This is a genomic window from Streptomyces sp. NPDC006551 (genome assembly GCF_040611675.1).
Taxonomy (GTDB): domain Bacteria; phylum Actinomycetota; class Actinomycetes; order Streptomycetales; family Streptomycetaceae; genus Streptomyces.
The window spans coordinates 33,144-58,373 of record NZ_JBEXOT010000015.1 but is presented as its reverse complement, the minus strand read 5'-3'; the positions used below and the strand labels follow the sequence as shown (position 1 = coordinate 58,373).

The window sequence follows — 25,230 nt, the reverse complement described above, 5'->3', positions numbered from 1 at the left end:
GGACGTCCCTCTACTCCTTCTCCCAGCCCGAGTGCAGGCGTGACTTGACGTCGTCAGGGGGCAGGAACCTCGACCACCGTTCCGGGAACTCCGACGGCATGTCCGGGTCGTCCTCGTCCACGTCGTCCGCCTCCGCGCGCAGCCGGGCGACGAGGTCGGCGGCCTGGGCGGCGCGGGCGCGCTCGTTGGCCTCGCGGGCGGCGGCGGTGGCGACCGAGGGCCAGACGCGGTCGATCGCCGCGTTCACCGCCGCGCCGACGAGGACCGCGAAGGCCGAGATGCCGATCCAGAGCAGTACGGCGATCGGCGCGGCGAGGGAGCCGTAGATCGTGGGCCCTTCGACCTGGCTGGTCAGATAGATCCGCAGCAGGAAGCTGCCCAGTACCCACATGCCGAGGGCCATCAGCGCGCCGGGGATGTCCTCGATCCATGGGGAGCGGACGGGGACGGACACGTGGTACAGCGTGGTGAGGAAGGCGATCGAGAGCAGGATGACGGCCGGCCAGTAGAGCACGGAGACGACCTCCGTGCCCCAGGGGACCAGTTCGACCACCCGGTCCGGGCCGACGACCGCGAGCGGCAGGACGACCGCGCCGATGAGCAGCGCCACGATGTAGAGCAGGAAGGCGAGGAGCCGGGTCTTCACGATGCCGCGGTGTCCGTCGAGTCCGTACATCACGGTGATCGTGTCGATGAAGACGTTCACGGCGCGCGAGCCGGACCACAGGGCGATGGCGAAGCCGATCGAGATGAGGTCGGGCCGTTTGCCCTGGGTGACGTCGTCCAGGAGGGGTTTGGCGATCTCGCGGACGCCCCGGTCGGAGAGGACGGTCCGGGCGGCGCGCAGGATGTTCTCCTCGATGCTGGCGACCGTGTTGGTGTTGGTCCAGTCGTCGGCGTAGCCGAGGAGCGCGATCAGTCCGAGCAGCAGCGGGGGCAGGGACAACAGGGTGAAGAACGCGGCCTCGGCGGCGAGGCCGAGGATGCGGTACTCGATGCACGAGTTGACGGTGTCCTTCAGGAGCAGCCAGACCATCTTCCGCTTCGACACGTTGCGGTAGAGGACTCGCGCCCGGTGGAGTCGGCTCCCGGACCGCCGCTCGGGTGTTTCGTTTGCTGCCTGCACCTCCTTACCGTATCGGCATGGCAGCCACCACCCACACAGTGACCAATCAGCCTCCGCCCCTGGTGGGGTACGACGTCTTCCTGTCCGACCGGGCTCTGGCGGAGGCCGTGGAGCGCCATGTGGCGCCGGACGTGTTCGCGGACGCACGGGACGAACTGTCGACGCTGGGCCGGTCGGCCGGGTCGGCGCAGGTGCGGGAGTGGGGGGCGCTCGCCAACGAGTTCCCGCCGCGACTGCGGACGCACGACCGGTACGGGCACCGGATCGACGAGGTCGACTTCCATCCGTCCTGGCACCGGCTGCTCGGGAAGTCCGTCAACGCGGGGCTGACGGCGGCGTGGGGCCGTCCGGGTGGTCATGTGCGCCGCGCGGCCGGGTTCCTGGTGCAGACGCAGGTCGAGGCGGGGCACGGCTGTCCGCTGTCGATGACCCATGCCGCGGTGCCCGCGCTGCGGGCCGATCCGGAGCTGGCCGCCGTCTGGGAGCCGCTGCTGACCTCGCTCGTGTACGAGGAGGGGCTGCGGCCGCCTCACGAGAAGACCGGCGTGCTCTTCGGGATGGGCATGACGGAGAAGCAGGGCGGTAGCGACGTACGGGAGAACACGACGCGCGCCCAGCCCCTGAGCGCGGACGGCGCGTACACCCTGACCGGGCACAAGTGGTTCTGCTCGGCACCCATGTCGGACGGGTTCCTGGTCCTCGCCCAGGCTCCGGAAGGGCTGACCTGTTTCCTGGTGCCGCGGGTGCTCGAGGACGGTTCGCGCAACGCGTTCGCGATCCAGCGCCTGAAGGACAAGCTCGGCAACCGGTCGAACGCCTCCGCGGAGGTCGAGTTCGACGGGACGACCTGGGCGCGCCGGGTCGGGGACGAGGGGCGCGGGATCCACACGATCATCGGGATGGTGACGGCGACCCGGCTGGACTGCGCTCTGGGGTCGGCGGGGCTGATGCGCCAGGCGGTGGCGCAGGCCGTGCACCACTCGGCGTACCGTCGCGCCTTCGGCGGGCTGCTCATCGACAAGCCGCTGATGCGCAACGTGCTGGCGGATCTGGCCCTGGAGTCGGAGGCGGCGACGGTCCTCGGGATGCGGCTCGCGGCCGCTTACGACGACGACACGGAGGCGGAGCGGGCATTCGCGCGCATCGCGGTGCCGGTGGCGAAGTACTGGGTGACCAAGCGGTGCACGCCGGTCGTCGCGGAGGCGCTCGAGTGCCTGGGCGGCAACGGCTATGTGGAGGAGTCCGGGATGCCCCGGCTGCTGCGCGAGTCGCCGCTCAACTCGATCTGGGAGGGGTCGGGCAACGTCCTGGCGCTCGATGTGCTGCGGGCGTTGCGGAGGGAGCCGGAGGCGCTGAACGCCTTCCTGACGGAGGTCGGGAAGGCGCGGGGCGCGGACCACCGCCTCGACGGGGCGATCAAGGGGATGCTGACCGAACTCGCCGATCTGGACGGGATCGAGGGGCGGGCTCGGCGCCTCGTGGAGCGGATGGCGCTGGTGCTCCAGGGGTCGCTGCTGGTGCGGTGGGCGCCGGCGGAGGTGGCGGACGCGTTCTGCGCGTCACGGCTCGGCGGGGACCGGGGGACGGCGTTCGGGACGCTGCCGACCACGCTGGATCTGCGTACGGTCGTCGAACGGGCGCGCGTGGAGATCTGATCCCCGTTCCGATCCCCGGTCCGATCGGGCCTCGGAGGGCCGAAAAGCCGGGGGTGGTGCTGCGCCGACACGGCACCACCCCCGGCTGAGCACCAGCCTCATGCACGGGCCGGGTGACCGCCAGAGTTGCAAAGGGTTGCAGGATTACCCGAACCGCCCTTCACCGGGGAGCACCGGGCGGCACGATGGACACAGACGCCGGGCAACTGCAGAACCGATACAGCACCGCGGGTGGCTGGGGGGACCGATGAAGAACACGCGGCTCGACATGCGCCGGCTCGCCGCCATGGACACCGCCCAGGCCGCCCGCCTGCTGCACCGGGTCCGGGAGGCGACGCTGGCGGGCCGCACGCCGCCGATCGCGCCTCGCCCGGTCATCGACGCGTCCTGGCAGCGGATGTTCCGGCTCGGCCTCGATCCCGACCAGGGCACCAGCAGTGTGCTGCTCCAGCGCGACGAACTGGAGGAGCGGCGGCGCGCGACGGTCCTGGGCGAGGTGATGCGGACACTGAGCGCGGGACTGGCCGGGATCGCGGACGCCTCCATGCAGATCATGGTGGTGACCGACGAACAGGGCCGGGTCCTGTGGCGCGAGGGCAATCTCGCGGTGATGCGACAGGCCAACGGCATCTGTCTGGAGGAGGGCGCGACCTGGACGGAGCGCACGACCGGTACGAACGCGGTGGGGACGGCGCTCGCGATGCGCCGGCCCGTCCAGGTCCACTCGGCCGAGCACTACGTCCATACGCTGCACAACTGGACCTGCGCCGCGGCGCCGGTCCACGATCCCCGCGACCACCGGCTGTTGGGGATCGTGGATGTGAGCGGGCCCGCGTCGAGTTTCCATCCGTCGACGCTGGCCCTGGTCGGCTCGGTGGCCCGGCTCGCGGAGGCGGAGATGCGCGAGCGCCATCTGCGCTCGATCGAACGGCTGCGCTCGGTGGCCGCGCCGATACTGTGCCGGGTCGGTGGCCGGGCCGTCGCGGTGGACACGCACGGCTGGACGGCGGCGGTGACCGGGATGGCCCCGGTGGACCGGATCGCGCTGCCCAAGTCGTTCCGTGCGGGGCGGGTCTGGCTGCCGTCGCTCGGCAGTTGTGCGGTGGAGCCGCTGCCCGGCGGGTGGCTGCTGCGGGTGGAGGAGGCCCCGGTGACGGCGGACGCAGCCACGGGCGCGCCGAGCCGGGTGGTGCTCGATGTGAGCCGGCCGCGCCGGTGGTCGGTGGCGGTGTCGGGGGCGGCGGGAAGCTGGTCGCAGGAGCTCAGCCCGCGCCACGCCGAACTGCTGTACGTCCTCGCGCTGCACCGTGACGGGCGGACGGCGGCGGAGCTGGCGGAGGACGTGTTCGGCGACCGGACGAGGACGGTGACGGTACGGGCGGAGATGTCCCGGGTCCGCCGCACCCTGGGGAGCGTGCTCGCCCACCGCCCGTACCGCTTCAGCGAGGAGGTCGACGTCGCGGTGGTCCGCCCGGACCGACCCGACGACCTGCTCCCCCACTCGACGGCCCCGGCGATCCGCACGCCCCGGACGGCCTGACGGCCGGCCGACGGGTGGCGGGCCGCCGGGTGCGGTCACCGCACGGTTGGGGGCGGTGCCGTCAGGCCGCCGCCGGCAGTTCCTCCGCGCGCGGCGGGTTCGCGCCGCGGACCGCGCAGGTGGCCGCGGCGACCGTGGTGGCGAAGGCGACCGCCTCGTGGAGCGTGTTCATGGAGAGCGCGTCGAGGCGGCCGCCGAGCGCGTCGGCGGCGTGGAGGCGGTGGAGCAGGCCGGCGGTGAAGGCGTCGCCCGCGCCGACGGTGTCGACGACGTCGACGGGCGGGGCGGGGACGCGCGCGCGGACGCCGTCGTACGAGACGAGGGCGCCGGCCCCGCCGAGGGTGACGACCACGAGGGGTACGCCGGCCCGGTGCCAGGTGTCGCAGGCGGCCTCGGGGTTCAGGCCGGGGTGGAGGTGCGCGAGGTCGTCCTCGCTGAGCCGGAGGAGGTCGGCCAGGGCGCACCAGCGAGGGAGGCGGGCCCGGTACTCCTCCGGCGCGACCAGCGGCGGACGCACATTGGGGTCGAGGGAGAGCGTGGTGGTGGGGCGCAGTTCCGCGAGCAGTTCCTCGACGGCGGCGGCGCCCGGCTCCCGTACCAGCGCGAGCGATCCGGTGTGGAGACAGGCGGCGCCGAGGCCGGTGACGGGCGCGAGTTCTCGGCGGGTCCACTGCCAGTCGGCGGTGGCCTCGGCGTGGAAGGAGTACTCGGCGGCGCCGTCGGGGCCGAGGCCGGCGACGGCGAGCGTGCTGGGCTCGGCGGCCTCGGGGCACAGGTCGATGCGGACGGCCGACTCGACGAGCCTGCGGCGGAACAGGTGGCCGAAGGCGTCCGTGGAGAGGCGGCCGAGGAAGTGGGTGGGGGTGCCGAGGCGGGCGAGCGCCACGGCGGTGTTCGCGGGCCCGCCGCCCGGCAGCACGTCGAGCCGGAGGGCCGGGCCGTCGGCCGCGGTGGGACCGGTGGCTCCGGTGGGGCCGGTGGGGACGACGAAGGCGTCGGCGACGCATTCGCCGAGTACGGCCACGGGGCGGCGGGTCGCGGTCATGCGGGGAACCTTTCGGTGGGGGCCTGTCGGCCGGTCAGTCGGGCAGGACGCTGGAGCCGAGCTGGGTCAGGCCGGCGCTCCGCAGCCAGATCCGGCCGCCGCCGTCCGCCACGAACTCGACGGCGTCGGACTCGCGGTAGCGCGGGTACACCCGGGCCGTGAGCGCGGCCCCGTCACCGGTGAACACCTCCACCGACGAGCGGTCGACGAAGATGTCGAGGGCGAGGGTCGAGTCCGCCGTGGGTTCGACATGGGTCGAGTAGGTGGCCCGGGTGCCATAGCCGGCGTTGGTGGTGTCGAGGGTGAGGGTGCCGGTGGACCTCTGGTAGCGCAGCACGGTCGCCTCGGCGGCGGACGCCTTCAGCCGGAGCGTGACGGTGTCGCCGGTGGTCCGCGCCAGGTCGACGACGGCCTTCAGGCGGACGGAGTCGCCTCGGCCGATGCGCCAACTCCCCCTCACCGTGCGGTCCTCTACGGTGACGGGACGCCCGGTGGCCAGCGAGTCGGCGGCCGCGACGGGGCGTTGGCCCAGGCGTCCGTCGGCGGTGAGGAAGAGCTCCCGGTGGAGTGACTGGGCTCCGGCCCAGCCGCCCACCCTGGTCGGTTCCTTGACGTTCCAGTCGCTCATCCAGGCGGTCATCAGCCGGCGCCCGGCGTCGTCGCGGTAGCTCTGCGCGGCGTAGACGTCGCCGCCGCCGTCGAGGACGCCGTGCCGCTCGGCGGTGAACCGGCTGCCGTCGTATCGGCCGACGGCGTAGCGCTGGAGCGACTGGCCGCCCTCGTTGGTGGAGTACAGCAGCACCCACTTCCCGTCGAGCTCGAAGAGGTCGGGGCACTCCCACATCGCTCCGGTCGTGCCGTCGCCCTCCGTGAGGACTCCGGCGTACGACCAGGTGCGCAGGTCGTCGGAGGCGTACAGCTGGACCTTGCCGCGGCCGCCGTCGCCGGAGCCGACGACCATCTTCCAACGTCCGTCGACCGGGTCGCGGAAGAGCTTGGGGTCGCGGAATCCGGCGGAGGAGCCGGGTGGGGCCTGGGTGATCACTTCGGTGCCGGGGGTGAAGGCGACTCCGTCCGTGCTGGTGGCGACGGCGACGGTCTCCGGGGTGGCGCCGGGGTGGGCGCCCGTGTCGGTGAACTTGGTGTAGGCGACGGTCAGGGTGCCGTCGTCGTCGACGGCGCTGCCGCTGAAGACGCCGCTGTTGTCGGTGGGGGTCGCCCGGGGCGGCGGGGTGAGGGCGACGGGCAGCTCGCGCCAGTGGACGGCGTCGGGGCCCTCGGCGTGCGCCCAGTGCATGGGGCCCCACTTGGGGGCGTCGGGGTAGTACTGGCTGAAGAGGTGGTGCCGGCCGCGCCACTGGATGACGCCGTTGGGGTCGTTGATCCAGCCCTGGTAGGGCGTGTAGTGGAACTGTGGCCGCAGCGGGTCGGCGGCGTGGTTCCGCTCCGCGGTGGGCTGGTTGGCCTGGCCGAGGGTACGGAAGGTGAGGCCGTTGTCGTCCCGGGAGGCGGCGTCGCCGACGCGTACGTCGTCGAGGTTGAGGTGGCCCCAGCCACCGCTCTTGCGGTCGACGATCTCCAGGTGGACGGCCTGGCCGCGCCAGGGCGAGGTGTCCCAGAGGATCCGGACGTACGCCTCGTCCTCGGGGCCGGTCTGCTTGAGGAGTCGCTTGCCGTCGCTGTCCCTGACCAGGGCGACGTAGAGGTGCTCGGGGTCCCAGCCGCCGCCGACGAGGAAGCTGATCCTCGAAGGGGCGGCGAAGGAGGAGGACCTGAGGGTTCCGGTGGCGTCGTCGCCCGCGGCGGCATGGCCCCAGAGGTGGTGGCGGCCCTTGTGATGGAACGGGCCTCCCCAGTAGGTGTCGGCGCTGCTGACGGCGCCGGCGCCGAAGGCGGTGCCTTCGGTGACCGTCCAGCCGGTGAGATCCCCGGTTTCGAATCCGGGGTTGGCCGGGCCGGCGGGGAGCGTGGTGCGGGGGGTGGCGGGGGGTGCGGCGTTCGCGCTGATGGGGGCGGACGCGGCGACGAGCAGGGCCGCGACGCCGATCAGTTGCGGTGCTTTCCAGCGGCTCATCCGGAAGCCTCCGTTGCCAACTCGTGACGAGTAAGGGGCATTGACGTTGCTCGCGGCGGAGTCCATCATCCCGTCGTGTCGATGTCAACGTTGACATAAGTCAACGATGACAGCGCCGTGTCGTCCCTGTGTCACTCCTGACACTTCCGTCCCTGTCGTCCCTGAGTCACCGAGGAGCCGCGCCATGAAGCGCACCTTCCGCACCGCACTCCCGCTCGCCGCCACCCTCACCTCCGCCGCCTTGCTGCTCACCGCCTGCGGCGAGGGCGCCCAGGGCTCCGCCGGATCCGGCGGCTCCGGCGGCGCGGTGAAGGTCGGGCTGATCACCAAGACCGACACCAACCCGTTCTTCGTGAAGATGAAGGAGGGCGCCGAGCGGGCCGCAAAGAAGTCGGGCGCCGAACTCTCCACCGCCGCAGGGAAGTTCGACGGCGACAACGAGGGGCAGGTGACGGCGATCGAGAACATGGTCGCTTCCGGCGTCAAGGGCATCCTGATCACCCCGAACGACTCCAAGGCGATCGTCCCGGCGATCGAGCAGGCCCGGAAGAAGGGGGTGCTCGTCATCGCCCTGGACAGCCCCACGGACCCGCGGGACGCCGCCGACGCGCTCTTCGCCACCGACAACCTCAAGGCCGGCGAGCTGATCGGGCAGTACGCCAAGGCCGCGATGGCCGGCAAGCCCGCGAAGATCGCCACGCTCGACCTCGCCCCCGGGGTCGCCGTCGGGCAGTTGCGGCACGACGGCTTCCTCAAGGGGTACGGGATCGAGGAGGGCGACCCTGCGGTCGTCTGCTCCCAGGACACCGGCGGCGACCAGGCCAAGGGCCAGACGGCCATGGAGAACTGCCTGCAGAAGGCCCCGGACGTCAACGTCGTCTACACCATCAACGAGCCCGCCGCGCTGGGCGCGTACACCGCCCTCAAGGCGAAGGGGCGCGAGAAGGAGGTCCTGATCGTCTCCGTCGACGGCGGCTGCACGGGCACGGACGCCGTCAAGTCGGGGAAGATCGCCGCCACTTCACAGCAGTATCCGCTGCTGATGGCCGCCAAGGGCGTCGACGCGGTCGTCGCGTACGCCAAGGACGGCACGAAGGTGTCCGGCTATGTCGACACGGGCGTCACGCTGATCACCGACCGGCCGGCCGCCGCGGTTCCGGCCAAGGACACGGCGTACGGCCTGGAGAACTGCTGGGGCTGACCGCCGCCCCCGCCCCGTCGTTCACGGCCCCCCGGCCCGCCCTCACGGCTCGCGCGCCTCCCGCGCCCCGAGCCCCCGACCCGCCCCTCCCCGCTCAAGGAGCACCGTTGACCACGACCACCGCACCCCCGACCGCCGCGCCCCCGGCCGTATCGCGCTCCGGCGCCGCGCGCGGGCTGATCACCCATCCCACCGCCGGGCCGCTCGTCGCACTGCTCGTGGCGTGCGTCTTCTTCTCCCTCCAGAGCGATCAGTTCCTCTCCGGCGGGAACCTCTCGCTCGTCGTCCAGCAGGTGATGGTCGTCGGCACCCTCGCGCTGGGCCAGACCCTGATCATCCTCACCGCGGGCATCGATCTCTCCTGCGGCGCCGTGATGGCCTTCGGCACGATCGTCATGGCCAAGCTCGCCGCCGAGGGCACCCTCCCGCCCCTGGTCGCCGTCGCCGCCGGCATCGGTGTCTGCGCGCTCTTCGGACTCGCCAACGGCGCGCTCGTCACCTTCGTCAAACTGCCGCCGTTCATCGTGACGCTCGGCATGCTCAACGTCGCCTTCGCGCTCACCCACATCTACTCCGAAGAGCAGACCATCACCGAACTCCCGGGCCTGCTCACCGGGTTGGGCGAGACCTTCCCGCTCGGCCGCACCGACATCACCTACGGCTCGGTGCTCACCATCGCGCTCTTCCTCTGCTTCGCGTTCCTGCTCGGGCAGACGGCCTGGGGCAAGCACACCTACGCGCTCGGCAACAGCCCCGAGGTCGCCCGCCTCACCGGCATCCGCACCACCCGCCTCCAGCTCGGGATCTACACCCTCGCCGGGGTGATCTACGGCATCGCCGCCCTGCTGCTGGTCTCGCGCACCGGTGTCGGCGACCCGAAGGCGGGCCAGACCGACAACCTGGACGCGATCACCGCCGTGGTGCTCGGCGGTACGAGCCTGTTCGGCGGCCGTGGCGCCGTGCTGGGCACGCTCGTCGGAGCGCTGATCGTGGGCGTCTTCCGCAACGGCCTCCAGCTGATGGGCGTCGGCTCGATCTACCAGACCCTGATCACCGGCGGTCTGGTGATCCTCGCCGTGACCGTCGACCAGTTCTCCCGCAGGAAGGCCCGCCGATGACGACGCCGACGACCACACCTGTTCTGAAGGCCCGCGGTCTGGTGAAGCGGTACGGCCAGGTCACCGCGCTCGACGGCGCCGACTTCGACCTGATGCCCGGCGAGGTGCTCGCCGTCATCGGGGACAACGGCGCCGGCAAGTCCAGCCTGATCAAGGCGCTGACCGGGGCGCTCCAGCCCGACGAGGGCACGATCGAACTCGACGGCGAGCCGGTCCGCTTCCGTGATCCGGTCGACGCGCGCCGGCACGGCATCGAGACCGTCTACCAGGATCTGGCGGTCGCGGCCTCGCTCGACATCGCGAGCAACATGTTCCTGGGGCGCGAGGTGCGGCGCCGCGGCCCGCTCGGGTCGGTACTGCGGATGCTCGACAACAAGAGGATGCGCGAGGAGTCCGCCGCGCACATGGCGGACCTGAAGATCGGGCTCCGTTCCCTCACCCAGGCCGTGGAGACGCTCTCCGGCGGCCAGCGGCAGGGGGTCGCGGTGGCGCGGGCCGTGGCGTGGGCGCGGCATGTGGTGGTGATGGACGAGCCGACGGCCGCGCTCGGGGTGAAGGAGTCGGGCCAGGTCCTGGACATGATCCGGCGGGTACGGGACCGAGGTCTGCCGGTCGTGCTGATCAGCCACAACATGCCGCATGTCTTCGAGATCGCCGACCGGATCCACGTGCAGCGCCTGGGCCGCCGGGTGGCGCAGATCCGGCCCGGTGACCACTCGATGTCGGACGTCGTGGCGATCATGACCGGGGCCCTGACGGTGGAGGACGCGAACGGCGGTACGGTCGTGGCGGGCAAGGACTGAAGCGACGACGTACGACGGAGATGCGGTGACCATGGGGAGCACCCGGCGGCCGACCCTGGCCGATGTGGCGGAGCGGGTCGGGGTGACCCCGAAGACCGTGTCACGGGTGCTCAACGAGGACGGGCCGGTCTCGGCGGCGACCCGGGCGAAGGTGCTCGCGGTCGTCGAGGAGCTGGGGTTCCGCCCCAATCTCATGGCCCGCAACATGCGGGTGGGTGCCCGTGATTCGACGGTCGGCCTGGTCGTGCCGGACATGGGCAACCCGTTCTTCGGTACGGTCGCGGGCGGCGTGGAGGAGGTCGTACGGGACCGGGGGCTGACGCTCCTCATGGGGTCGTCGGCGGAGCGCGAGCCGCTGGAGCACGCGCTCATCACCACCTTCCTGGCCCGCCGGATCAGCGGTCTGCTGGTGGTTCCCTCGGCCGGCAGCGACCACCGCTTCCTGCGCCGCGAGCGGGAGAGCGGGCTGCCGGTGGTCTTCGTGGACCGGCCGGGCACGGGGCTCGCGGCGGACGCGGTGGTGAGCGCGAACGAGGAGGGCGCGCGGCGGGGCGTGGCACATCTGATCGCGCACGGCCACCGGCGCATCGCCTTCATCGGTGACCGGCCGGCCGGCCTCTACACCCGCAAGACGAGGCAGCGCGGGTACCGGTCGGCGCTCGAGGCGGCCGGGATCGGCCACGATCCGGCACTGGTCGTCACGGCGCACGACCCGTACGCCGCCGGAGTCGCCGTCCGCCGGCTGCTGGCCCTGCCCGACCCGCCGACCGCCGTCTTCGCCGCGAACAACTTCGCCTCGCTCGGGGTCGTGCCGGCCCTGGCCGAGGCGGGCCGGCGCGATGTCGCCCTGGTCGGCTTCGACGATCTGCCGCTCGCGGCGGTCCTGGAGCCGGGCCTGACGGTGGTGGCCCAGGACCCGGCGGCGGTCGGCCGGGCGGCGGCGGAGCAGATCCTGGCCCGTCTCGGCGGCGACCGCTCGCGCGCGACGACGCGCACGGTCCCGGTGACGCTGATCGAACGCGGCAGCGGAGAGCTCCGGCCCCCGGCTCACTGACCCGACCGCGGCGGCCCCGGGGCGCTGACCCGGCCGCGCGCGCCGCCCCGGCCCCTGACCGGCAGCGCGGCCGCCCCGCGCACCCGCGCCGACCGTGGACAGCGTGTCCGGCATCCGGACAGCCGCACGCGGCGGACAGGCGGCCTGCCCGCCACACCGGACGGCCGATCGTCCCGTCCCGTAGGACACCTGTAGGAATCTCCCGCTCCGCATGATGCGATGGGCCTATGAGCATCACTCTCACCACCTGGTCCCTCGAACAGACCTCACCCTCCGATCTGCTTCCCGCCACCCCGCCCGAGGGTGACGACATCACCATCGCGCGGGCCGAGGTGCCCTCCGCCGAGTTCAGCCGCTTCCTCTATACGGCGGTCGGCGGCGACATCCACTGGAACGACCGGCTGCACCTGTCGTACAAGGAGTGGCAGGAGCTCGTCGAGCGGCCGGGGGCCGAGATCTGGGTGGCGTACGAGAAGGGGACGCCGGCCGGGTACGTGGAGCTGGATCCGCAGGACGACGGGGTCGTCGAGATCGTCTACTTCGGGCTCGTCCCGGCCTTCCGGGGGCGCCGGATCGGCGGCCATCTGCTGACCGAGGGCGTGCGGCGCGCCTGGGACCTGGCCGAGCGCTGGCCGGACCGCGAGCCGACCCGGCGGGTGTGGCTGCACACCTGCTCGCTGGACGGGCCGCACGCGATGGCCAACTACGAGCGACGCGGCTTCCGGCTCTTCGACACGAAGGTCGAACAGGTGGAGGAGACGTCGGCACCCGGCCCCTGGCCCGGCGCCCACGCCTGAGCGGAAGCCGCATCGCCGCCCTGAGCAGCACCCTTCCGAAGTGACCCACGGCACACCGTCTCGCGATGCGGGACGGTGGTGTCCACATACCGGACATTGCTGGACTGGGTCCAAAGTCCCGTGACACGCTTCCGTCATGTCTGGAACTGGAATTGCCTTGGTGAGTCGGCGGCACGTCGACCTCGGCCGCATGTCCAGCGCCATGTGTCCGGCGCGCTGAGAGAACCAGCACCGCCGCGAACATCTTCTGCCCGACCCTGCTGCGCACCGACGCGCCACCCTCTGACCTGAGCGCGAGTGTGCAGGTCAGAGCCGCCCTCCCGCAGTCCCGAAGGACAAAACGCCATGGCCGCCACCCCGGAAAACCCCACTCCCGTCGCCGCCCGCCGCAAGGCCGGGCGCCACCGTGGCGAGGGTCAGTGGGCCGTGGGGCACTTCACCCCGCTGAACGGCAATGAGCAGTTCAAGAAGGACGACGACGGTCTCAATGTGCGGACACGTATTGAGACGATCTACTCCAAGCGCGGATTCGACTCCATCGACCCCAACGACCTGCGCGGCCGCATGCGCTGGTGGGGCCTCTACACCCAGCGCAAGCAGGGTCTGGACGGCACCAAGACCGGTGTCCTGGAGCCGGAGGAGCTGGACGACGAGTACTTCATGCTCCGGGTCCGCATCGACGGCGGCCGGCTGACGACCGAGCAGCTGCGGGTCATCGGCGAGATCTCGCAGGAGTTCGCCCGGGGCACGGCCGACATCACGGACCGGCAGAACGTCCAGTACCACTGGATCCGCATCGAGGACGTCCCGGAGATCTGGAACCGCCTGGAGGCGGTCGGCCTGTCCACGACCGAGGCCTGTGGTGACACCCCGCGTGTCATCCTCGGCTCGCCGGTCGCCGGCATCGCCGAGGACGAGATCATCGACGGCACCTCCGCCATCGACGAGATCCACCGCCGGATCGTGGGCAACAAGGACTTCTCCAACCTGCCCCGCAAGTTCAAGTCCGCGGTCTCCGGCTCGCCGCTGCTCGACGTGGCGCACGAGATCAACGACATCGCCTTCGTCGGCGTGAACCACCCCGAGCACGGCCCCGGTTTCGACGTCTGGGTCGGCGGCGGCCTGTCCACCAACCCCAAGCTGGGCGTCCGCCTGGGCACCTGGGTCTCGCTCGACGAGGTCCCGGACGTCTACGAGGGCGTCATCTCGATCTTCCGTGACTACGGCTACCGCCGACTGCGCACCCGCGCCCGCCTGAAGTTCCTGGTCGCCGACTGGGGCCCGGAGAAGTTCCGCCAGGTCCTGGAGGACGAGTACCTGAAGCGCAAGCTGACCGACGGCCCGGCTCCCGAGCAGCCCGCCGGTCAGTGGCGCGATCACGTCGGCGTGCACCGGCAGAAGGACGGCCGGTTCTACGTCGGGTTCGCGCCGCGCGTCGGACGGGTCGACGGCGCCGCTCTCACCAAGATCGCCGAGATCGCCGAGGCGCACGGTTCGGGCCGGCTCCGTACCACCGCCGAGCAGAAGATGATCGTCCTCGACGTCGAGGAGGCGCGGGTCGAGTCCCTCGTCTCCGCCCTCGAGGCGATGGACCTGCGGGTCGCCCCCTCGCCGTTCCGGCGCGGCACGATGGCCTGCACCGGTATCGAGTTCTGCAAGCTGGCGATCGTCGAGACCAAGGCGCGCGGCGCCTCGCTCATCGACGAACTCGAGCGTCGCATCCCCGAGTTCGACGAGCCGATCACCATCAACATCAACGGCTGCCCGAACGCCTGCGCCCGTATCCAGGTGGCGGACATCGGTCTCAAGGGCCAGCTGGTCCTGGACGACGACGGCAACCGGGTCGAGGGCTACCAGGTCCACCTGGGCGGCGCGCTCGGCCTGGAGGCCGGCTTCGGCCGCAAGGTCCGTGGCCTGAAGGTCACCTCGGCCGAGCTGCCGGACTACGTCGAGCGGGTGCTCAAGCGCTTCCAGGAGGAGCGCGAGGACGGCGAGCGCTTCGCCACCTGGGCGGCGCGCGCGTCCGAGGACGCGCTGTCATGAGCGAGCGTGCGGCGCCCTTCTACTGCCCGTACTGCGGCGACGAGGACCTGCGGCCGAACGAGCAGGGTCACGGCGCCTGGGAATGCAGGGCATGCGGTCGAGCCTTCCAGCTGAAGTTCCTGGGGCTCCTCGCCCCGGAACCTCAGGGCTCTCAGAGCAACTCGACTGGAGGGGAAGAGATATGACGACGACTCAGGTCATCACCGAATCCACCGACCTCAAGGCGCTCGCCGAGCGGGCCGGGCGCGAGCTGGAGGACGCCTCCGCGCTGGAGATCCTCCAGTGGGCGGCCGACACCTTCGGCAAGCGGTTCTGCGTCACCTCCTCCATGGAGGACGCGGTGGTCGCCCACCTGGCGTCGCGTGCCATGCCGGGCGTGGACGTCGTCTTCCTCGACACCGGCTACCACTTCCCCGAGACCATCGGCACCCGCGACGCGGTCGACGCGGTGATGGACGTCAACGTCATCACCCTGACGCCGCGGCAGACCGTCGCCGAGCAGGACGCGGAGTACGGCCCCGAGCTGCACGACCGCGACCCCGACCTGTGCTGCGCGCTGCGCAAGGTCAAGCCGCTGGAGGACGGCCTGACCGCCTACCGCGCCTGGGCGACCGGCCTGCGCCGCGACGAGTCCCCGACCCGGGCGAACACGCCGGTCGTCGGCTGGGACGAGAAGCGGCGGAAGGTCAAGGTGTCCCCCATCGCCCGCTGGACGCAGGACGACGTCGACGCGTACGTCGCCGAGCACGGCGTGCTCACCAACCCGCTGCTGATGGACGGTTACGCCTCCGTCGGCTGCGCCCCGTGCACCCGCCGGGTCGTGGAGGGCGAGGACGCCCGCGCCGGCCGCTGGGCGGGACGCGCCAAGACGGAATGCGGGCTGCACGGCTGATGACCACCATCGAGACTTCCCAGGAGAACCACGTGACCGGTGCCACCATCTGGCTCACGGGCCTGCCGAGCGCCGGCAAGACCACCATCGCGTACGAGCTGGCCGGCCGCCTGCGCGGCGAGGGCCACCGCGTCGAGGTGCTCGACGGTGACGAGATCCGCGAGTTCCTCTCCGCGGGCCTCGGCTTCACCCGCGAGGACCGGCACACCAACGTGCAGCGGATCGGCTTCGTCGCCGAGCTGCTCGCGTCGAACGGCGTGAAGGTCCTGGTCCCGGTCATCGCTCCGTACGAGGACAGCCGCGAGGCGGTCCGCAAGCGCCACCAGTCCGAGGGCACCCCCTACGTCGAGGTGCATGTCGCCACTCCGGTGGACGTGTGCTCCGTACGCGATGTGAAGGGGCTGTACGCCAAGCAGGCCGCGGGCGAGATCAGCGGTCTGACCGGGGTCGACGACCCGTACGACGAGCCGCGGAACCCCGATCTGCGGATCGAGTCCCAGAACCAGACCGTGCAGGAGTCGGCAGCACAGCTCCACGCGCTGCTCACCGAGAGGGGTCTCTCATGACGACCGCCGTCACCATCGACGAAGCGACCGACAGCCCGTTCGCGCTGTCGCACCTGGACTCGCTCGAGTCCGAGGCCGTCCACATCTTCCGTGAGGTGGCGGGCGAGTTCGAGCGGCCGGTGATCCTCTTCTCCGGCGGCAAGGACTCCATCGTCATGCTGCACCTGGCGCTCAAGGCGTTCGCGCCGGCGCCGGTGCCGTTCACGCTGCTGCACGTCGACACCGGGCACAACTTCCCCGAGGTCATCGAGTACCGCGACCGCACGGTCGAGAAGCACGGCCTGCGCCTGCACGTCGCCTCCGTCCAGGAGTACATCGACGCCGGGAAGCTGCGGGAGCGTCCCGACGGGACGCGCAACCCGCTCCAGACGGTGCCGCTGACCGAGGCGATCCAGCAGCACCGTTTCGACGCCGTCTTCGGCGGCGGGCGCCGCGACGAGGAGAAGGCCCGCGCCAAGGAGCGGGTGTTCTCGCTGCGCGACGAGTTCTCCCAGTGGGACCCGCGCCGGCAGCGCCCGGAGCTGTGGCAGCTGTACAACGGCCGGCACGCCCCCGGCGAGCACGTCCGTGTCTTCCCGCTCTCCAACTGGACCGAGCTGGACGTCTGGCAGTACATCGCCCGCGAGGGCATCGAGCTGCCGGAGATCTACTTCGCCCACGAGCGCGAGGTCTTCGCCCGCAACGGCATGTGGCTGACCGCCGGTGACTGGGGCGGCCCCAAGGACACCGAGACGGTCGAGAAGCGGCTCATCCGCTACCGCACCGTCGGTGACATGTCCTGCACGGGCGCCGTCGACTCCGACGCGACCACGCTGGACGCCGTGATCGCCGAGATCGCCGCCTCCCGTCTCACCGAGCGGGGCGCGACCCGCGCCGACGACAAGATGTCCGAGGCCGCGATGGAAGACCGCAAGCGCGAAGGGTACTTCTAGCCATGACGAGCACGAGCACGACCGAGCAGTTCGCCGACGTCTCGGCGACCACCCTGCTGCGCTTCGCCACCGCCGGATCCGTCGACGACGGCAAGTCCACCCTGGTGGGCCGGCTCCTCCACGACTCCAAGTCGGTCCTCACCGACCAGCTGGAGGCCGTCGAGGCCGCGTCCCTCAAGCGGGGCCAGGAGGCGCCGGACCTGGCACTGCTGACCGACGGCCTGCGCGCCGAGCGCGAACAGGGCATCACCATCGACGTGGCCTACCGCTACTTCGCCACCGCCCGCCGCCGGTTCATCCTCGCCGACACCCCCGGGCACGTGCAGTACACCCGGAACATGGTCACCGGCGCCTCGACCGCCGAGCTGGCCGTGGTCCTGGTCGACGCCCGCAACGGCGTCGTCGAGCAGACCCGCCGGCACGCCGCCGTCGCCGCGCTGCTGCGCGTGCCGCACGTCGTCCTGGCCGTGAACAAGATGGACCTCGTCGACTACGCCGAGCCCGTCTTCGCCGCGATCGCCGAGGAGTTCACGACGTACGCCTCCGAGCTCGGCGTCCCGGAGATCACCGCGATCCCGATCTCGGCTCTGGCCGGCGACAACGTCGTGGAGCCGTCCGCCAACATGGACTGGTACGGCGGCCCCACCGTCCTGGAGCACCTGGAGACCGTGCCGGTCAGCCATGACCTGACGGCCTGCCACGCGCGCTTCCCGGTGCAGTACGTCATTCGTCCGCAGACGGCCGAGCACCCCGACTACCGGGGTTACGCCGGGCAGATCGCGGCCGGTGCCTTCCGGGTCGGCGAGCGGATCACCGTCCTGCCGTCGGGGAGGACGTCCACGATCACGGCGATCGACGCGCTCGGCGAGTCGGTCGACATCGCCTGGGCCCCGCAGTCGGTCACCATCCGGCTCGCCGACGACATCGACATCTCGCGCGGCGATCTGCTGGCGCCGAGCGGTGACGCCCCGGCGACCAGCCAGGACGTCGAGGCGACGGTCTGCCATGTGGCGGACCAGCCGCTGACCGTCGGACAGCGGGTGCTCCTGAAGCACACCACCCGTACGGTCAAGGCGATCGTCAAGGAGATCCCGTCCCGGCTCACGCTGGACGACCTCTCCCAGCACCCCGAGCCGGGGCAGCTGGTCGCCAACGACATCGGCCGGGTGAAGGTCCGTACCGCCGAACCGCTCGCGCTCGACGCGTACGCGGACTCCCGCCGCACGGGCTCCTTCCTGCTGATCGACCCCGCGGACGGCACCACGCTCGCCGCCGGCATGGCGGGCGAGGCCTTCGCCACCGCCAAGGCCGTGGCCGCCGCCGACACCGCGGACGACGAGGGCTGGGACTTCTGAGATGAGGAACGACGTCTACGCCACCTTCGCCAAGGAGGGCGGCCGGGTGGGTTCCGGCACTCTCGGCGCGGGCCGGGGCGGAGTCGCGCGATGTGGGGGCTGACGCCGGCGCGCCGTGCACGCGGCGCGCGCCCGCACCACCCGCTCCACCCCGCACGACATAGACGACGAACGCTTCGAAGACCCTGAGGGGAACACCTCCGTGCCTGCCTTCCGCACCACCCCGCGCCGCTCACTCGCCGCCCTCGCGGCCCTGCCGCTGCTGATCGGCGCACTCGCCTCCTGCGGCTACGGCTCGCAGGCCAAGAAGGACGAGACGAAGGTGGCAGCCGTGGGCGAGAAGCTCTCGGCCGACACGGTCCGGCTCGGGTACTTCCCGAACCTGACCCACGCCACCGCCCTGGTGGGCGACCAGGAGGGCATCATCCAGAAGGAGCTGGGCGGCACCGAGCTGGAGGTCTCGACCTTCAACGCCGGTCCCTCCGAGATCGAGGCGCTCAACGCCGGCTCGATCGACATCGGCTTCATCGGCCCCTCCCCCGCGATCAACGGCTACGTCAAGTCCAAGGGGAACAACCTGCGCATCATCGGTGGCTCGGCCTCCGGCGGTGTGAAGCTGGTCGTCAACCCGGACAAGATCAAGACGCTGGGCGACGTCAAGGGCAAGAAGATCGCCACCCCGCAGCTCGGCAACACCCAGGACGTGGCCTTCCTCAACTGGATCTCGGAGCAGGGCTGGAAGGTCGACGCCCAGAGCGGCAAGGGCGACGTCTCCGTGGTCCGTACGGACAACAAGGTGACCCCGAACGCCTACACCTCGGGCTCGATCGACGGCGCCTGGGTGCCGGAGCCGACCGCGTCCAAGCTGGTCAGCGAGGGCGCGAAGGTCCTCCTTGACGAGTCCACGCTGTGGCCGGACGACAAGTTCGTGATCACGAACATCATCGTCTCGCAGAGGTTCCTCGCCGAGCACCCGGACGTCGTCGAGGCCGTCCTGCGCGGCTCGGTGAAGACCAACCAGTGGATCAACGCCAACCCGGACAGGGCGAAGGAGTCGGCGAACTCCCGGCTGAAGGACCTCACCGGCAAGCCGCTGGGCGCGAAGGTGATCGACGCCGCCTGGCCGTCGATCCGGTTCACCGACGACCCGCTGGCCGCCACGCTCCAGGCGCAGGCCGACCACGCGGTGAAGGCGGGTCTCCTCGAGCGGCCCGACCTGAACGGCATCTACGACCTGGGGCCGCTCAACAAGGTCCTCAAGGCCACGGGGCAGCCCGCGGTCGCCGACGCCGGTCTCGGCGTCAAGTAACCCCGCAGCAGCCGAGTTCCCAGGAGGTGACGACCATGGCCACGACCGCGACGCTCGCCAAGGCCGAGGACCGTGTGGCGGTGACCCATGCCGCCCGGATCGAGCATGTCTCGAAGTCCTTCGGCGGACCCGCCGGGCAGCAGCTCGTTCTCGACGACATCACGCTCGATGTCGCCCCGGGCGAGTTCGTCACCCTTCTGGGGGCCTCCGGCTGCGGAAAGTCCACGCTGCTCAACCTGGTCGCCGGGCTCGACCGGCCGTCCGCGGGGTCCATCGAGACCCCCGGCGGCCGGCCGGCTCTGATGTTCCAGGAGCACGCCCTGTTCCCGTGGCTGACCGCGGGCAAGAACATCGAACTGGCGCTGCGGTTGCGCGGGGTTCCCAAGTCCGAGCGGCGTCCGGAGGCGGAGCGGCTGCTCGAACTGGTCCGTCTCGGCGGTTCGTACGGCAAGCGGGTGCACGAGCTGTCCGGCGGTATGCGTCAGCGGGTGGCGCTGGCCAGGGCGCTCGCCCAGGACAGTGATCTGCTGCTGATGGACGAGCCGTTCGCGGCGCTCGACGCGATCACCCGGGACGTGCTGCACGACGAGCTGACCCGGATCTGGCGGGAGACGAGGCTGTCGGTCCTCTTCGTCACCCACAACGTGCGCGAGGCCGTGCGGCTCGCCGAGCGGGTGGTGCTGCTGTCGTCCCGTCCCGGCCGGATCGCCCGGGAGTGGACCATCGACATCCCGCAGCCGCGCCGCATCGAGGACGCCGCCGTGGCGGAGCTGTCCGTCGAGATCACCGAAGAACTGCGTGGGGAGATCCGCCGTCATGGCCAGCACTGAGACGAAGACCGACGATCTGGCCGGTCTGGAGGCGGGCCTCGACGCGCTCGACGCGGTGCAGGTGAACCGCACGCCCGTCCGCGAAGTCCTGCTGAAGAAGGTGCTGCCGCCGGTCACGGCCGTGGCGCTGGTTCTGGTGGTCTGGCAGCTCCTGGTGACGGCCGAGGTCACGGACGAGTACAAGCTGCCCGCGCCGTCCGCTGTCTGGGACAGCGTGTCCACCATGTGGCTGGAGGGGACACTCTTCGGCGTCCTGTGGACCAGCGTGTCGCGGGCTCTGCTCGGCTTCCTGATGGCGCTGGCGATCGGTACGCCGCTGGGTCTGCTGGTCGCGCGGGTGAAGTTCGTCCGGGCGGCGATCGGCCCGATCCTGTCGGGTCTGCAGTCGCTGCCTTCGGTGGCCTGGGTCGCTCCCGCCGTGCTCTGGATCGGCCTCAACGACCAGATGATGTACACGGTGATCCTGCTCGGCGCGGTCCCCTCGATCGCCAACGGTCTGGTGGCCGGTGTCGACCAGGTGCCGCCGCTGTTCCTGCGGGCCGGCCGCACGCTGGGCGCGACCGGGCTCAGGGGCGCCTGGCACATCGTGATGCCGGCCGCGCTGCCGGGCTATCTGGCCGGTCTGAAGCAGGGCTGGGCGTTCTCCTGGCGCTCCCTGATGGCCGCGGAGATCATCGCGTCCTCGCCGGAACTGGGTCTCGGCCTCGGTCAGTTGCTGGAGAACGGCCGCAACAACATCGACATGCCGGGGATCTTCCTCGCCATCATCCTCATCCTCATCGTCGGCATCGCCATCGACCTGCTGATCTTCAGCCCGCTGGAGCGCGCGGTGCTGCGCAGCCGCGGTCTGCTGGCGAGGAGCTGAGCGCGATCATGAACCGCCCGGTCCTTCTCGTCGTCGCCCACGGCAGCCGCGATCCGCGGCACGCCGCGACCGTGCACGCGCTGGTGCGGCGCGCGCGGTCGTCGCGGCCGGGGCTGCGCGTGGAGACGGCGTTCCTGGACTTCAACCTGCCGTCGGTGACGGGGGCCTTGGAGGGCCTGGCCGCCGAGGGGGTGCGGGACGTGGTGGCGCTGCCACTGCTGCTGACCCGGGCCTTCCATGCGAAGGCCGACATCCCCGCCGTGCTGCGACAGGCCCCCGCCTCGCTGCGGATCCGGCAGGCGGAGGTCCTGGGCCCGTCCCCGCTGCTGGTGTCGGCGGTGGAGCGGCGGCTGTACGAGGCGGGGCTCGGTCCCGCCGACAAGAGCGCGACCGGGGTCGTCCTGGCCTCGGCCGGCTCCTCGGACCCGGAGGCGATCGCAGCGATCGCCGAGACAGCGCGGGAGCTGCGGCGCACCGGTTGGTGCTCCGTGCGACCTGCGTTCGCCTCCGCATCCCTTCCGCGGACCGAGGACGCCGTCCGCGCCCTGCGCGCCGACGGCGTCCGCCGGGTGGCGGTGGCCCCTTACGTCATCGCGCCGGGCCGGCTCCCCGACCGGATCGCGGCGGGCGCGGCCGAGGCCGATGTCCTGGCGGACGTCCTCGGTCCCTCGCCGGAGCTCGCCCGCCTCGTGGTCGAACGGTACGACGAGGCGCGGATCGACACGGCGCTGGTGGCGGCCGGCTGAGGCGCACGTCGCACGGTCCGGTCAGTGGCGGGTCATCTCCACCAGCTTGGCCACGGTGTTCCAGTTGCGCGTCGTGGCGACGACGCCCTTGAGCAGGGAGGGCCGGGAGATCGCTTCGGCCAGTTTGGAGCGGCCGAGGCCGTCGGGCGCGTAGAGGTAGAGGACGCGGTCGCCGAGCCGGAACTCCTCGGGCAGGAAGGCCGTTCGGTCGATCGCGGCGAACCTCTCGGCTCCGACGGGCTCGGAGTAGTAGGTGACGTGGAGCTGCTTGCCCTCGAGGTCGGCGGCGGGAAAGGGGCAGGCGTCGGCGACGGCGGCGAGGTACTCCCCGCTACGGACGAGGCAGTCGACGCGGAAACCGAAGTGCTTCTCGATGGCGCCCTCGACGGCCTCGGTGAGCTGTTGCTCGCTCAGGTCGTCGGCGTCGGTGGTGAAGACGGCGTTCCCGCTCTGCAGATAGGTGCGGACCTCGCGGTGGCCGAGCTCTTCGAGGAGTGAACGCAGCTGTGCCATGGGCACTTTGCGGTGACCGCTCACATTGATCCCGCGCAGCAGGGCGGCGTACGTCGTCGTCATGGTCACACGATAGGACGGCCGCCGCGCCCCGTGGGGGAGGGCGCGGCGGCCGCCGGTCAGGGGGCTGGTGCCGCTACTCGACGATCTTGAGCAGCTTGTTGGCGGTGCCCTGGGTGGGGTTGCCGATCTTGTCCGCGGTGGCTCCGCCGACCAGCGCCTGGGCGATCTGGTCCGGTGTGGCACCGGGGTGCCCGGCGAGGTAGACGGCGGCGGCGCCGACCACGTGCGGGGTGGCCATGGAGGTGCCGGAGATGGTCTTCGTACCGCTGTCGCTGTCGTTCCAGGCGGAGGTGATCTCCGAGCCGGGGGCGTAGAGGTCCACGACGGAGCCGAAGTTGGAGAAGTCGGACTGCTCGTCGTCCTTGGTCGAGGAGGCGACGGTGATCGCCTCCTGGACGCGGGACGGGGAGCCGGCGCCGGCGTCGGAGGACTCGTTGCCGGCCGCGACGCCGAAGGTGACGCCCGAGGCGATGGCCTTCTTGACGGCCTCGTCGAGGGCCGGGTCGGCGCCGCCGCCGAGGCTCATGTTGGCGACGGAGGGGCCCTGGTGGTTCTGGGTGACCCAGTCGATGCCGGCGATGACCTGCTCGGTGGTGCCTGAGCCGTTGTCGTCGAGGACGCGGACGGCGACGATCTTGGCCTTCTTGGCGACGCCGTAGGTGGAACCGGCGATGGTGCCGGCCACATGCGTGCCGTGACCGTTGCCGTCCTGGGCGGTCTCGTCGTTGTCGATGGCGTCGAAGCCGTCGGTGGCGCGGCCGCCGAAGTCCTTGTGGCTGACGCGGACTCCGGTGTCGATGACGTACGCGGTGACGCCCTCGCCGGCGCTGTCGGGGTAGGTGTACTTCGCGTCCCCGGCGGTGTCGGCCTGGTCGACCCGGTCCAGACCCCAGGACGGCGGGTCGGTCTGGGTGGCGTTGATGGAGAACTTCTTGTTCTGCACGACCTTGGCGACGGCCGGGTCGGCGGCGAGGCGCTTGGCCTCGGTCTCCGAAAGGCCGTTGACGGAGAAGCCGTTGACGGCGGAGTCGTAGCTGCGGCGCAGGGTGCCGCCGTACTCCTTGGCCAGGCCTCCCTTGTCGGCCTTCTCGTCCAGCAGAACGATGTAGCTTCCGGCGACCGCGCCTTCGGCGCCGAGCCCGAAGACCGTTCCCTCGGCGGGCGTGGGGGCCGCGCCGGCGAACGGGGAGGTGAGGACGGTGACTCCGGTCGCAGCCGCGATCGCGGTGGCGACGGCGATGAGCTTCGTCCTGCGTACACGCTTGTGTGTTGCCATGAAGAGGGGGCTCCTCGTCAGGATTTGTGGGGGGTTGGGCTACAGGAAGGAAATTCTCCGGTAGCTGATTCGAAACCCTGACCGATTGACGAGTGCAAATCAAGGCCTTCACACAGCTGTGACTTATTCAGCAAGGTTTCTTAATAATAAATCGGTCATCTCCGCTCAACTCGGGCCAGAGAAGAGGCCCCCGGATCACCGGGGGCCTTCTCGGCTCTGCCGCTACGCCAGTTCGGACTCGATCACATCCGCCGCGCGGCGCGTTCCGCCTTCGCGCGCCATCCGAGCCTGTATCTCCCGGGCGCGCAGGGTCACTTGGGGATCGTCGACGAGGGCGAGCACGGCCTCGCGAAGACGGTCCGCCGTCACCTCCTCCATCGGCAGGTGACGGGCCACTCCCAAGGACTGGAGCATGTCGGCGTTGCCGAACTGGTCGACGGCCTGCGGGACCGCGACCATCGGCGTCGCGGTGGCCAGTCCCTCCTGGCTGCCACCGGCCCCGGCGTGGGTGATGAACGCGTCCGCCTGCTTCAGGACGGCCAACTGCGGCACCCACGAGTGCACTTCCACGTTGGCCGACAGCTCGCCGAGTTCGGCCGGATCGACGAACTTGCCGATCTGCAGCACGACATGCCAGTCGGGGAGGTCCGCGAACGCCTCGGCACACGCCCGGTAGAAGTCCGGCTGCTTGGTGAAGGCCGAGCCGAGGGAGACCAGGACGACCTTGTCGGCGCCGACGGGCCGCCGCCACTCCCCCTGGTCCGCCCGCTCGCCCTGGCAGGCACCGACGAAAGTGAAGACGGAGGTGTCGACCCGGTCGGCGTGCGGCTGGAGCGCCTCGGGGATGAGGACGAGCGCCCTGCGCGGTCGGGCGATGAGCCGGTCGGGGTGGGTGTCGACACCGTGTTCGGCGAGCCAGGACTCGAAGCGCGCGTAGTACGCCTTGCCCCGCTCGGACGCCTTGAGTTCGGCGAACATCGGCTCGGCGACCTCCTCCTCGTACCCCTCCCAGGGAACGAGATTCGGCCAGAGTCCGACGGCCGGCACGCCCCACCGGTGGGCGAGGACCGGCGCCGGGTAGGCGGTGATGTCGTGCAGGACGAGATCCGGCCGGTCGGCGTCGAACGCCTCGGCGAGCTGCGGCAGCGCCTGGATCGCGTCGTTCAGGAACGGCTCGATGTTGTCGATCAGTTCGGTGCCCCACGCCTCGGGGTCGTCGTCCGTCGGAAGCGTGGAGGTGTAGACGACGGGGGTCGCCCCGGTGGCGGCGACCTTCTCGGCGAAGGAGGCGGGGATCGCGTAACTGACGCGGTGCCCGCGGGCGACGAGCTCGCGGATCACCTCGAGGCTCGGGTTCACATGGCCGTGGGCGGCGATGGAGAACATGGCGATATGGGCGCGCGGGGTGGTGGTCATGACCCCACCCT

At 71.2% G+C, this 25,230-nt stretch carries 24 protein-coding genes; 18 read left to right on the top strand and 6 right to left on the bottom strand.

Annotated features, from left to right (window positions below; genetic code table 11):
* Positions 1-10: 10 nt before the first annotated feature.
* Complete coding sequence (locus tag ABZY12_RS16560) at positions 11-1,126, bottom strand: YihY/virulence factor BrkB family protein (RefSeq protein WP_356890755.1); 1,116 nt, start codon at positions 1,124-1,126, stop codon at positions 11-13.
* 17 nt (positions 1,127-1,143) lie between these two features.
* On the opposite strand from ABZY12_RS16560, the gene ABZY12_RS16555 reads away from it, so the two are divergent.
* A complete protein-coding gene (locus ABZY12_RS16555; RefSeq protein WP_356890753.1) occupies positions 1,144-2,781 on the top strand; it encodes an acyl-CoA dehydrogenase family protein in 1,638 nt (545 codons plus the stop codon).
* Positions 2,782-3,028: 247 nt separating this feature from the next.
* The gene (locus ABZY12_RS16550) at positions 3,029-4,321 is read left to right on the top strand and encodes a GAF domain-containing protein (protein WP_356890751.1); all 1,293 of its coding nucleotides are present in this window, start codon (positions 3,029-3,031) and stop codon (positions 4,319-4,321) included.
* Positions 4,322-4,382: 61 nt separating this feature from the next.
* Here ABZY12_RS16550 and ABZY12_RS16545 read toward each other — a convergent pair whose 3' ends face one another.
* The gene (locus ABZY12_RS16545; RefSeq protein WP_356890749.1) at positions 4,383-5,366 is read right to left on the bottom strand and encodes a carbohydrate kinase; all 984 of its coding nucleotides are present in this window, start codon (positions 5,364-5,366) and stop codon (positions 4,383-4,385) included.
* Positions 5,367-5,400: 34 nt separating this feature from the next.
* Entirely contained in the window at positions 5,401-7,440 is a 2,040-nt protein-coding gene (locus ABZY12_RS16540) for a GH32 C-terminal domain-containing protein (RefSeq protein ID WP_356890747.1), read from the bottom strand.
* 184 nt (positions 7,441-7,624) lie between these two features.
* Between ABZY12_RS16540 and ABZY12_RS16535 the strand changes: the two genes are divergently transcribed.
* The 16 genes from ABZY12_RS16535 (at position 7,625) to ABZY12_RS16460 (ending at position 21,951) form a co-directional block, all read left to right on the top strand.
* On the top strand, positions 7,625-8,641 hold the full coding sequence (locus ABZY12_RS16535; RefSeq protein WP_356890745.1) for a sugar ABC transporter substrate-binding protein: 1,017 nt from the start codon (positions 7,625-7,627) through the stop codon (positions 8,639-8,641).
* 107 nt (positions 8,642-8,748) lie between these two features.
* Positions 8,749-9,759, top strand: coding sequence for an ABC transporter permease (locus tag ABZY12_RS16530; RefSeq protein ID WP_356890743.1), 1,011 nt, complete (start codon positions 8,749-8,751; stop codon positions 9,757-9,759).
* Positions 9,756-10,562, top strand: coding sequence for an ATP-binding cassette domain-containing protein (locus tag ABZY12_RS16525; protein ID WP_356890741.1), 807 nt, complete (start codon positions 9,756-9,758; stop codon positions 10,560-10,562). Before ABZY12_RS16530 ends, ABZY12_RS16525 begins: the two co-directional genes overlap by 4 nt.
* 31 nt (positions 10,563-10,593) lie before the next feature.
* Positions 10,594-11,616 (top strand): LacI family DNA-binding transcriptional regulator, encoded by a 1,023-nt coding sequence (locus ABZY12_RS16520; RefSeq protein ID WP_356890739.1) that lies wholly within the window; start codon positions 10,594-10,596, stop codon positions 11,614-11,616.
* A gap of 227 nt (positions 11,617-11,843) precedes the next feature.
* The gene (locus ABZY12_RS16515; RefSeq protein WP_356890737.1) at positions 11,844-12,413 is read left to right on the top strand and encodes a GNAT family N-acetyltransferase; all 570 of its coding nucleotides are present in this window, start codon (positions 11,844-11,846) and stop codon (positions 12,411-12,413) included.
* 136 nt (positions 12,414-12,549) lie between these two features.
* Positions 12,550-12,633, top strand: a complete 84-nt coding sequence (locus ABZY12_RS16510) for a putative leader peptide (protein WP_317453974.1) — start codon at positions 12,550-12,552, stop codon at positions 12,631-12,633.
* Between the two features lie 125 nt (positions 12,634-12,758).
* Entirely contained in the window at positions 12,759-14,456 is a 1,698-nt protein-coding gene (locus ABZY12_RS16505) for a nitrite/sulfite reductase (protein ID WP_356890735.1), read from the top strand.
* Positions 14,453-14,641, top strand: a complete 189-nt coding sequence (locus ABZY12_RS16500; protein WP_356890733.1) for a hypothetical protein — start codon at positions 14,453-14,455, stop codon at positions 14,639-14,641. The genes ABZY12_RS16505 and ABZY12_RS16500 overlap by 4 nt, the downstream gene beginning before the upstream one ends.
* On the top strand, positions 14,638-15,348 hold the full coding sequence (locus ABZY12_RS16495; protein WP_356890731.1) for a phosphoadenylyl-sulfate reductase: 711 nt from the start codon (positions 14,638-14,640) through the stop codon (positions 15,346-15,348). Before ABZY12_RS16500 ends, ABZY12_RS16495 begins: the two co-directional genes overlap by 4 nt.
* Positions 15,348-15,914 (top strand): adenylyl-sulfate kinase, encoded by a 567-nt coding sequence (cysC, locus tag ABZY12_RS16490; protein WP_356890729.1) that lies wholly within the window; start codon positions 15,348-15,350, stop codon positions 15,912-15,914. The genes ABZY12_RS16495 and cysC overlap by 1 nt, the downstream gene beginning before the upstream one ends.
* Positions 15,911-16,846: a sulfate adenylyltransferase subunit CysD gene (gene cysD / locus ABZY12_RS16485; protein ID WP_356890727.1), complete on the top strand. Its 936-nt coding sequence runs from the start codon at positions 15,911-15,913 to the stop codon at positions 16,844-16,846. Before cysC ends, cysD begins: the two co-directional genes overlap by 4 nt.
* A gap of 2 nt (positions 16,847-16,848) precedes the next feature.
* Positions 16,849-18,201: a GTP-binding protein gene (locus ABZY12_RS16480; protein ID WP_356890725.1), complete on the top strand. Its 1,353-nt coding sequence runs from the start codon at positions 16,849-16,851 to the stop codon at positions 18,199-18,201.
* Positions 18,202-18,403: 202 nt separating this feature from the next.
* Positions 18,404-19,510 (top strand): aliphatic sulfonate ABC transporter substrate-binding protein, encoded by a 1,107-nt coding sequence (locus ABZY12_RS16475; RefSeq protein ID WP_356890723.1) that lies wholly within the window; start codon positions 18,404-18,406, stop codon positions 19,508-19,510.
* Between the two features lie 35 nt (positions 19,511-19,545).
* Positions 19,546-20,340, top strand: a complete 795-nt coding sequence (locus ABZY12_RS16470) for an ABC transporter ATP-binding protein (protein WP_356890721.1) — start codon at positions 19,546-19,548, stop codon at positions 20,338-20,340.
* Entirely contained in the window at positions 20,327-21,205 is an 879-nt protein-coding gene (locus ABZY12_RS16465) for an ABC transporter permease subunit (protein ID WP_356890719.1), read from the top strand. Before ABZY12_RS16470 ends, ABZY12_RS16465 begins: the two co-directional genes overlap by 14 nt.
* A gap of 8 nt (positions 21,206-21,213) precedes the next feature.
* On the top strand, positions 21,214-21,951 hold the full coding sequence (locus ABZY12_RS16460; RefSeq protein WP_356890717.1) for a sirohydrochlorin chelatase: 738 nt from the start codon (positions 21,214-21,216) through the stop codon (positions 21,949-21,951).
* A 21-nt stretch (positions 21,952-21,972) separates the two neighbouring features.
* Here the strand turns inward: ABZY12_RS16460 and ABZY12_RS16455 are convergent, their stop codons facing one another.
* From ABZY12_RS16455 to mgt, 3 genes are all read right to left on the bottom strand, one after another.
* Positions 21,973-22,527: a DUF1697 domain-containing protein gene (locus ABZY12_RS16455; RefSeq protein ID WP_356890715.1), complete on the bottom strand. Its 555-nt coding sequence runs from the start codon at positions 22,525-22,527 to the stop codon at positions 21,973-21,975.
* A 73-nt stretch (positions 22,528-22,600) separates the two neighbouring features.
* A complete protein-coding gene (locus tag ABZY12_RS16450; RefSeq protein ID WP_356890713.1) occupies positions 22,601-23,803 on the bottom strand; it encodes a S8 family peptidase in 1,203 nt (400 codons plus the stop codon).
* Positions 23,804-24,025: 222 nt separating this feature from the next.
* Positions 24,026-25,219 carry a macrolide-inactivating glycosyltransferase gene (gene mgt / locus ABZY12_RS16445; protein WP_356890711.1) on the bottom strand — a complete coding sequence of 398 codons (1,194 nt, stop codon included), beginning with the start codon at positions 25,217-25,219 and terminating at the stop codon, positions 24,026-24,028.
* Between the last annotated feature and the right edge of the window lie 11 nt (positions 25,220-25,230).